The organism is Venenivibrio stagnispumantis (assembly GCF_900182795.1).
Lineage (GTDB): Bacteria > Aquificota > Aquificia > Aquificales > Hydrogenothermaceae > Venenivibrio > Venenivibrio stagnispumantis.
Genome location: NZ_FXTX01000012.1, coordinates 40,570 through 49,862 on the forward strand (window position 1 = coordinate 40,570; position 9,293 = coordinate 49,862).

The following is a 9,293-nucleotide window of genomic DNA, read 5'->3' on the forward strand; positions in this document are numbered from 1 at the left end:
AATGTGCGGAATAATCGGTTATGTAGGATATAGAAATGCAGTGCCGGTTTTATTATACGGTTTACAAAGACTTGAATATAGGGGATATGATTCTGCCGGTATTGCTGTATTAGATAGATTAAATAATAAATTTATTATAGAAAAAAAAGTAGGAAAAATAAAAGACTTACAGGAACATTTATGGGGAAAAAATATAGAGGGACATATAGGTATAGGACATACAAGATGGGCAACCCATGGAGAACCAACAGTTGAAAATGCCCATCCCCATATAAGCCAATCAGATATAATTACATTAGTTCATAACGGTATAATAGAAAATTATGCCTATTTAAAAGAAGAGCTTATAAAAAAAGGTTATCAATTTAAATCCCAAACAGATACAGAAGTAATAGCCCATTTAATAGAAGATGAATATAAAAATAATCCTGATAAATCTCTTCTACAAATTGCATTAAATGTTGTAAAAAAATTAAAAGGAGCTTATGCTCTTGGTATCATATCTACAATAGAACCGGATAAAATTATTGCTGTAAGAAAAGGAAGCCCTTTAATAATAGGTGTTGGAGAAAATGAAAACTTTATAGCATCCGATATTCCGGCTGTTTTAGAATATACAAAAAAATTTATAACCCTTGATGACGATGAAATTGCAGTTATTACAAAAGATAATATTCAGATTTACAACATACACGGAGAAAAAGTAGAAAAAAAACCTTTTAAGGTAAATTGGGATATTTCTGTTGCTGAAAAAGCCGGTTATAAGCATTTTATGCTAAAAGAGATTTATGAACAGCCAAGAACAATTACAGATACAATTACGGGCTTTCTCTCCCAAGAAAATAAAGAATTATATGAAAAGATTAAAGATATACAGATTATACATATTGTTGCTTGTGGAACATCATACCATGCAGGATTGGTAGGTAAATTTTGGATAGAGAAATTTGCAAAAATTCCGGTAATTGTTGATTATGCCTCTGAATATAGATATAGGGATTTAGTTATAGATGATAAAACCTTAGTTATAGCAATAAGCCAATCTGGAGAAACTGCAGATACAAGATTTGCCGTCCTTGAAGCAAAAAAGAAAGGTGCAAAATTACTTTCTATTGTTAATGTTGTTGGTAGCTCTTTATCAAGGGAAAGTGATTATGTTCTTTATACATATTGCGGACCTGAGATAGGAGTAGCAGCAACTAAAACATTTACAGCACAGCTGATAACATTATTATTATTTAGTTTAAAATCTGCCCTTTCTAAGAATCTGATTTCTGAAAAATATTTTGAAGATTTTTACCACGATTTAATAAAACTACCTTCTATTATAGAAAGAGAATTAAAAGATATAGATAAAAAAACTGAAGATATAGCATTTAAATATCACAATGCAAAAGATTTTCTATTCCTTGGAAGGGGATTAAATTATCCAATAGCATTAGAAGGTGCTTTAAAATTAAAAGAGATTTCATATATTCATGCAGAAGGTTATCCGGCAGGTGAAATGAAACATGGACCAATTGCATTAATTGATGAAAATATGCCGGTAGTATCAATAATACCAAAAGATAATCTATATGAAAAAATGCTTTCTAACATTCAGGAAGTTAAAGCAAGAAAAGGAAAGGTTATATCTCTTATTACAAAAGGGAATAAAGAAGTGATAGAAATTTCAGACGATTTTATAGAAATTGAAGAAACAAACGAAAATTTATATCCGATTTTGACAGCAATTCCTTTACAACTTTTGGCTTATCATATAGCAACAATCCTTGGAAAAGATGTTGACCAACCAAGAAATTTAGCAAAAACAGTGACAGTGGAATGAGATTATAGCAATTTCTCTATAATCTCTTCCATCTTCATGCCTCTTGATGCTTTAACTAAAATTGTAGCCTCTTCTTTTATATTTTTTATAAACTCTGCAATATCTTTTTTATTATCAAATATCCAAACATCAATTTTTCCTTTTAAAATTTCATAAGTATGGATAACTTCTTTGCCGTATAGTAAAACCATATCAATGTTTGAGTCTAATATATACTCTCCTATCTCTTTATGTAATTTTTCTGATTCTTCTCCAAGTTCAAGCATATCTCCGAATACGAAGATTTTTTTATTTTTCATTTTTGATAATGTATCAATTGCATTTTTTACAGATAAAGGATTTGCATTATAGCTATCATCTATTATGGTGAGATTATTTAATTTATATATTTCTCCTCTTTTTGATACGGCTTTAAAATCTTTTAGGTATTTAAGATTTTTTATAGGGTCTAAATCCAAGGCATATAAAACTGCAGATACGGCTCCTATATTATGAAATAATGCTTTGTTATAAACCGGAATTGTTAAAATTATTTCTTGATTTTTGTATTTTATAATACCGGTTGTTCCTTTTTCTGTTATATCTAAGGTTCTGACTTTTATATCTCCCTCTTCTCCAAAGGTTATATAATTTTTTAATTTATCATTATAAAATTTAACCAAATCATAAGGTAATATCTGATATTTTGTATTATTAAATATCTCTCCTTTTCCTTTTATAACATTTTCAAAACTACCGAATTTTTCAACATGTCCATATCCAACAGATACAAGAACTCCAATATCTTGATTAACAATATTATTTAAATATTCTATATCTCCTATCTTAGAAGCTCCCATCTCAAATATGCCTATCTCCGTGTTATCCGGAATATTTGCAAGGGTCAGTGGAACTCCTATCTCATTATTATAATTTCCTTTTGTTGCATAGCTGTTATATATATTTTTTAATACGAAATGTAAAAGCTCTTTTGTTGTGGTTTTTCCACTTGTTCCGGTTATTCCTATGGTAGCTTTTAAAGATTTTCTTTTATATATTCCTATTTTTTTTAATGCTTCTATGGAATTTGTAATATATATGCTGTTTTTATATCTTAAATCTTTATTTTCCGTAAAATGGGAAACTGCTCCATTTTTTAATGCATCTTCAATGAAAAAATGACCCTTATTAATCGGAACAAAAAAATCCCCTTCTTTTACCTCTCTGCTATCAATAACGAAATTTTCTATATTTATATCTTCTATATCTGTAAGTGGTTTTCCTTCTGTTATCTCAATTATCTTTTTAAGATGCATTTGTGAAATCTCTTAGTTTTTCAACAATTTCATAAGCTCTTTTAGAATATATAACTTCCTTAGATAGCTCTATTCCTTCTTTTATAGAATTAACAACTCCTACTGCTTCAATGGCAAAAGCAGAATTTAAAGCTACAAAATCAACTTTTGGTGAGTAATCTTCTCCTTTTAAAATTGATAATGCTATCTCTTTATTTTTTTCTATATCTGCTCCTTTTATATCTTGTATGGAAGCTCTTTTTAAACCAAAATCTTCCGGTTTTATCTCTTTTATCTCTATCTCATTATTTTCTACTTTTGCTACTAATGTAGGTGCTGTTATTGATATTTCATCTAATCCTTCTAATCCATGGACAACATAAGCTTTTTTTATACCTATCATTATTAGGACTCTTGCTATTAATGGAACTAAATTTTTATCAAATACACCGATAATTTGGTATTCTGCTTTTGCTGGATTAGATAATGGTCCGAGGATATTAAATATTGTTTTTATTCCTATTTCTCTTCTTTGTTTTATAACATTTTTCATAGCCGGATGAAACAATGGGGCAAATATAAATCCAAATCCTATATTTTGTATTGCATAAGCTACTTGCTCCGGTGTTTGTTCTAATTTTATACCAAGGGCTTCTATTAAATCTGCACTACCACATTTTGAAGATATTGACCTATTTCCATGTTTTGCAACTTTTGCTCCTGCACCTGCTATAACAAATCCGGCTATTGTTGATACATTAAATGTCCCAAGTTGGTCTCCACCGGTACCGGCAGTATCTATAACTTTTTCTTTTGATTTTATAGGGATAGGAATAGATTTTTCCCTCATAATCTTTGCAGCAGCAGATATTTCTTCTTCTGTTTCTCCTTTCATCTTCAATGCAGTTAATACTGCTCCTATCTGTGCATCGGTAGCATTTCCACTCATTAATATATTAAATAAATCCTTCATCTGATTTTCAGATAAATTAACCCTTTCGGTAAGCATTTTTATATATTCTCTTATCATTTTTGCCCCTTACTTTAAGCTTTCATCTAAATACATAATAGTTGCTTTTTCTCTAAGTTTTTTTATATAAATATCAAAATCTTTTTCAAATTTTTCCATATCTTCTTTTTTCATCTCAAAATCCGGCACAAATTTCTTCTCTTCGCCTTTAATATACACATAATAAATAGCTTTATCTGTTTCTACCTTAAATATATCTCCTACTTTATGCTTAAAAATTTCTTCATCTAACTGAGGTATCATATCTCCTTTCTTTACTTCCATAGAGATATCTTTATAATCAGAGATTGTTTTTGCTATTTCTGCAAAATTTTCTTTATTTAAATCTTTTAATTTTTGTAGTTTTTCTTTATATTTCTCATCTGATTTATCTATATAAATCATATCTATCTTTCTTACTAAATCCTGTTTTCCTTCTAAAACATTTTTAGAAAGCTGTGGTCTAAGATAAAACTGCATAAATTTTGCTACCTGTATATCCCTTTGTATAAAATCCCTTAATTTTCTGTATGATACTCCCTGTTTTTCTAAACCTTTTTTAAACTCTTCTAAATTATTTATATTATTTGCTTTTGCTATTCTAAGGATAGCTTCATCTATTTCTTGTGGAGATACAGAGATGCCTATTTTTCTTGCTTCTTGGGATAATAAAATCTCATCTATTAATCTATTGGTAGCCTTTTTTGTATCTTTTTCATTAAACCATGTTTTTGCAAATTCTATATCTGATAATAAAACTGGTTCTGAATTTACAACTAAAACAACTTTATCTGCAAGCTGGGCATCTTCTATCTTTATCGTTTCTTCTTCTTTTGTTGGTTTAGATAAAGGTTTATATTTTTTTCCACCACAGGAAGATAGGTAAGATAGTATGATTAATAACAGCAATAATTTAAAAAATCTACTCATTTTTTCCCTCTTTTCTTTTTTTTCTTATTTCTGCATAATTTTCTATTATTTTTTGCTGGGTTCTTTCTATTGCAAGGGCTTTATCCGGCACATCTTTTGTTATAACCGAGCCTGAGCCGGTTATTGCTTCTTCACCAATTGTTATAGGAGCTACAAGCATTGTATCACTTCCGATAAATGCTCTATTTTTTATTACAGTTTTATGTTTTCTAAAGCCATCATAATTGCAAGTTATTGTGCCTGCACCAATATTTACCTCTTTTCCTATCTGAGCATCTCCAAGATAAGATAGATGTCTTGCATTTGTTTTTTCTCCAATTTCGGAATTTTTTACCTCTACAAAATTACCAATAACTGCACCGGATTTTATTACAGAATTTTCTCTAATTCTTGCAAATGGTCCAATAACTGCATTATCTTCTATGATGGAATCTTCTATTACACAATTTTCTTTTATAACTACATTTTTTCCTATTTTTGAATTTTTTATTACAGAATTTGCTCCTATAATAGTTCCTTCACCAATTTGGGTTTTTCCTGATAATATAACATTTTGGAAAATTTCAACATCTGGTGATAAATCTACATCAAACTCTATCCAGATTGAATCAGGATTATGGAATGTTGTGCCATTTATTGCCCAAAAATATATATAATTTCTTCGTAGTATATTTTCTACTTCTGCAAGCTGTAATCTATCATTTACTCCAAGTATTTCTCTATAATCAGGAATTTCAAGGGCATAAACTTCTTTTCCTTCTTTATTTAATAACTCTATCAAATCTGTTAAATAATACTCTTTTTGTGCATTTTCATTGGATATTTTCTCTATTAAATCCTTTATATAAGGTGCATAAAAGAAATATATACCGGAATTTACTTCATTTATACTTTTTTCTTCAAAAGTTGCATCTTTTTCTTCAACTATTTTTAAAACTCTATGGTTTACATCTTTTATTATTCTGCCATATCCATAAGGATTTGGAACTCTTGCAGTTAAGACAACTCCGGCAATTTTTTCATTTCTATAACCTTTTCTAAAGTTAGCTAAATTAGCTCCTTCATATCTAACAAGAGCTTTTAGATACTCTCCTGCATTGGAAAGGGTTTCTCCTTTTATAAGTGGCGTATCTCCACTTATTATAAGTAAATATCCATCAAAATCTTCCCAAAGATATTTTGTTATCTTTACTGCATGGGCAGTGCCAAGCTGTTCTTCCTGCTCAACTATTTTGCATTTATCACAATTTATATGCTCCTTTAACTGCTCTTTTTGATGCCCGACAACAACTATTATCTGGTCAGGATTTATCCATCTTACAGAAAATAAAACATAATCTATCATTGGTTTTCCAAGGATTGTATGTAATACCTTAGGCTTTTTAGATTTAAATCTTGTTCCTTTTCCGGCTGCAAGTATTATAGCTTTAAGTGGAAAATCAATCATAAAGAGCCTCCAGATAATTTTCTAATTTTTCAATAAGATTTAAAATCTCTTTTCTTTTGGTTTTATAACTTACTCTATTTACAATCAGTTTTGCCGTTGAAGGTCTTATGTTATCTATTACAACTAAACCATTTTCTTTGAGTGTCCTTCCTGTTTCTACAATATCTACTATAAAATCTGCCATTTCAACTAATGGAGCCAATTCAACAGAGCCATAAAGCTCAAATATCTGAATTTTTATTCCTTTTTCGGAAAAAAATTTATGAGCAATTTTTGGATATTTCGTTGCTATTTTTAATGTAGAAGGATTGGAAAAATATAAATCTCTACTTTCAGGTTTTCCTGCCACCACTATATTACAATAACCTATCCCTAAATCTACCGGCTTATATAAATCAAAATCTATCTCAAGTAGAACATCATCACCGGCTATACCTATATCTGCTACTGCTTGATTTACATAAACAGGAACATCTTTTGCTCTTACCATTAAAAAGTTATAATCATTTCCGGAAATTATTAATTTTCTTGTATTTGTATCTATTTTTTCTGTTATTAATCCAGCTTTTTCAAATAAATCTAAGGTTTGCTCAAATAATCTTCCTTTTGGAACAGCTATTGTTAAACTCATTTTATTTTCCATTTGCAAAAGGAACACTTATCCAAAGTTCATCTCTATTATTTTCCGATTTAACTTCCACTTCTATATCCTTTGCATTAAATTGGGGATATTTAGAAAAAACCTGAATTAAATCCTGTTGTAAGATTTCTGCAAAATTCGGTGGTAATCCCTTCCTTTCGTAAGATAAAACCATCATTAATCTTTCTTTTGCCTTATTCGCAGAATCTTTTCTTTTAAAGATATCAAAAAAAGACATTTTTACCTCCCGAATAATCTACTTAAAAATCCTTTTTTCTCTTCTAACTCTGTAAATGGAACATCAAAACCTTCCAATCTTTTTGCTATGTTTCTTAATGCTTTGGAGGCTGAATATTCTTCCGAAAGAACAATAGGTTCTCCTTTATTTGTAAAATCTACTAATTTTTCTTCATCAGGGATTATTCCTATCTTAGGTATTTGTAAAATCTCTTCTATATCTTCTACAGATAACATCTCTCCTTTTTTAACTTGATGTAATCTTATCCTATTTATAATTAATTTCATATCTCTTTTTTCCATTGATTCAAGTAATCCTATAATTCTGTCTGCATCTCTTACAGAAGAAACTTCCGGATTAACTACGATAAGTGCTTCTTCTGCCGGTGCAGATGCAGTTTTAAATCCTCCTTCTATACCGGCAGGAGAATCTATAAAGATATAATCAAAATTTTCTTTAACTGATTCTACTATTTCTATTAATTGCTCAGGTTTTACTGCATCTTTATCTTTTGTCTGGGCTGCCGGTAAAAGATATAAAGGTAAACCTCTTTTATCTCTAACAAATGCTTTTTCCGGTGGAACTCTTTTTTCTACAACATCAACAATATCATAAACTATTCTGTTTTCCAAACCAAGTATCATATCAAGATTTCTTAGCCCTATATCTGCATCTATAGCTAAAACTTTTTTACCCATTGAAGCAAGGGCTGTAGATAAATTTGCAGTTATTGTTGTTTTTCCAACACCACCTTTTCCTGATGTTACAACTATTACTCTTGCCATTATTTTACCCCACTATATTTTTTCTATAACTATCTTATTTTCTTCTATATATGCTTTTTCCGGATATTCCGGTTCTTCATCTTTATTATCCGGAGACCTTGATATATAACTTGCTATTCTAAGTTGTTGTGGCTTTAATTTTAATGCCATTACAACTGCGGTTTCATCTCCATTTGCTCCTGCATGGACTATGCCTCTCAATGTTCCCATAACTATAATACTTCCCGATGCTATAACATAAGCATCTTGATTTACATCTCCAAGTATTACAACATCAGAATCTTCCTCTACTTTTTGACCACTTCTTAATGTTTTATTTATTATTTTTAATGATTTCTTAGGTGTTATATTTTGTATTAAATCTTTTTTTTCTGTTTTTTCTATACCGGTTAATCCAAGTAATTTTGTATTATACTCTTGAAGGATTTTATCTATTTTTTCTCTTTCTTCATCTGTAATTTTTAATCCGTTGAAATCTATAACTGCAAGTGAACCTTTAAAAAAGGTAGATGAGAGTTTTTGTTCAAGCTCTTGTATATTTTCCTCTAAGGACAAATTTTTATCAAGCTTTATAAGTAAAGCAGGTATTGTAGAGCCTTTAATCTCTATAGGCATTTTATCCTCTATTAAATTTTTTAATTAAAAATTATACAAAATTTTTAAATTATTTACAAAATTATTACATTATATCCTTTAAAAGTTCCTCCTCTGTATCCGGTTCTATTTGAACTTTATACTTTCCAAGTAAATCTAAAAATTCAACACGGGATATACCTAAAAGTTTTGCAGCTTTGCCTGAAGATATTTTCCCAAGTTCATATAATTTAGCTAACGCAGCTATTTTTACTTCATCTTCTCTTAAATTTAGTTCATCAGGAAACTCCATTATAAGTTTCATAATAACACCTCAAAAATAAACTATACTTAAACTTATAAAAATTATCTTTTTCTATCCAGATTTATAATATAAAAAAGCCATAACTACAAATAAAATAATAGCAGTTAAACCTAAAACAAATGGTAAAGCTTTTTGGTAAATATTAAATAATACCTTGAGTGAAAAATAAAAATATGTTAAAAATAAACCTCCCAAAAAACATTGGGAGGTAAATAAATGACACCAATTTTAAAAATTTTCTATA

Annotated in this window: 10 protein-coding genes; 1 reads left to right on the plus strand and 9 read right to left on the minus strand. The window is 29.2% G+C overall.

Annotation, left to right across the window (positions count from 1 at the left end):
* The first annotated feature begins 1 nt into the window (after position 1).
* Positions 2-1,828 (plus strand): glutamine--fructose-6-phosphate transaminase (isomerizing), encoded by a 1,827-nt coding sequence (gene glmS / locus QOR43_RS05590; protein ID WP_265134640.1) that lies wholly within the window; start codon positions 2-4, stop codon positions 1,826-1,828.
* A gap of 2 nt (positions 1,829-1,830) precedes the next feature.
* On the opposite strand, the gene QOR43_RS05595 is transcribed toward glmS, so the two are convergent.
* The 9 genes from QOR43_RS05595 to QOR43_RS05635 form a co-directional block, all read right to left on the minus strand.
* The gene (locus QOR43_RS05595; RefSeq protein ID WP_265134641.1) at positions 1,831-3,123 is read right to left on the minus strand and encodes a UDP-N-acetylmuramoyl-tripeptide--D-alanyl-D-alanine ligase; all 1,293 of its coding nucleotides are present in this window, start codon (positions 3,121-3,123) and stop codon (positions 1,831-1,833) included.
* On the minus strand, positions 3,113-4,132 hold the full coding sequence (gene trpD, locus QOR43_RS05600) for an anthranilate phosphoribosyltransferase (RefSeq protein ID WP_265134642.1): 1,020 nt from the start codon (positions 4,130-4,132) through the stop codon (positions 3,113-3,115). Before trpD ends, QOR43_RS05595 begins: the two co-directional genes overlap by 11 nt.
* Positions 4,133-4,141: 9 nt before the next feature.
* On the minus strand, positions 4,142-5,041 hold the full coding sequence (locus QOR43_RS05605) for a peptidylprolyl isomerase (protein WP_265134643.1): 900 nt from the start codon (positions 5,039-5,041) through the stop codon (positions 4,142-4,144).
* On the minus strand, positions 5,034-6,488 hold the full coding sequence (glmU, locus tag QOR43_RS05610; protein WP_265134644.1) for a bifunctional UDP-N-acetylglucosamine diphosphorylase/glucosamine-1-phosphate N-acetyltransferase GlmU: 1,455 nt from the start codon (positions 6,486-6,488) through the stop codon (positions 5,034-5,036). Before glmU ends, QOR43_RS05605 begins: the two co-directional genes overlap by 8 nt.
* Entirely contained in the window at positions 6,481-7,131 is a 651-nt protein-coding gene (hisG, locus tag QOR43_RS05615; protein ID WP_265134645.1) for an ATP phosphoribosyltransferase, read from the minus strand. Before hisG ends, glmU begins: the two co-directional genes overlap by 8 nt.
* Positions 7,121-7,366, minus strand: a complete 246-nt coding sequence (minE, locus tag QOR43_RS05620) for a cell division topological specificity factor MinE (RefSeq protein ID WP_265134646.1) — start codon at positions 7,364-7,366, stop codon at positions 7,121-7,123. The genes hisG and minE overlap by 11 nt, the downstream gene beginning before the upstream one ends.
* Before the next feature lie 2 nt (positions 7,367-7,368).
* Positions 7,369-8,151 (minus strand): septum site-determining protein MinD, encoded by a 783-nt coding sequence (gene minD / locus QOR43_RS05625; RefSeq protein WP_265134647.1) that lies wholly within the window; start codon positions 8,149-8,151, stop codon positions 7,369-7,371.
* Between the two features lie 12 nt (positions 8,152-8,163).
* Positions 8,164-8,766: a septum site-determining protein MinC gene (gene minC, locus QOR43_RS05630; RefSeq protein ID WP_265134648.1), complete on the minus strand. Its 603-nt coding sequence runs from the start codon at positions 8,764-8,766 to the stop codon at positions 8,164-8,166.
* Positions 8,767-8,830: 64 nt separating this feature from the next.
* On the minus strand, positions 8,831-9,049 hold the full coding sequence (locus QOR43_RS05635; RefSeq protein ID WP_265134649.1) for a UPF0175 family protein: 219 nt from the start codon (positions 9,047-9,049) through the stop codon (positions 8,831-8,833).
* Positions 9,050-9,293: the final 244 nt, after the last annotated feature.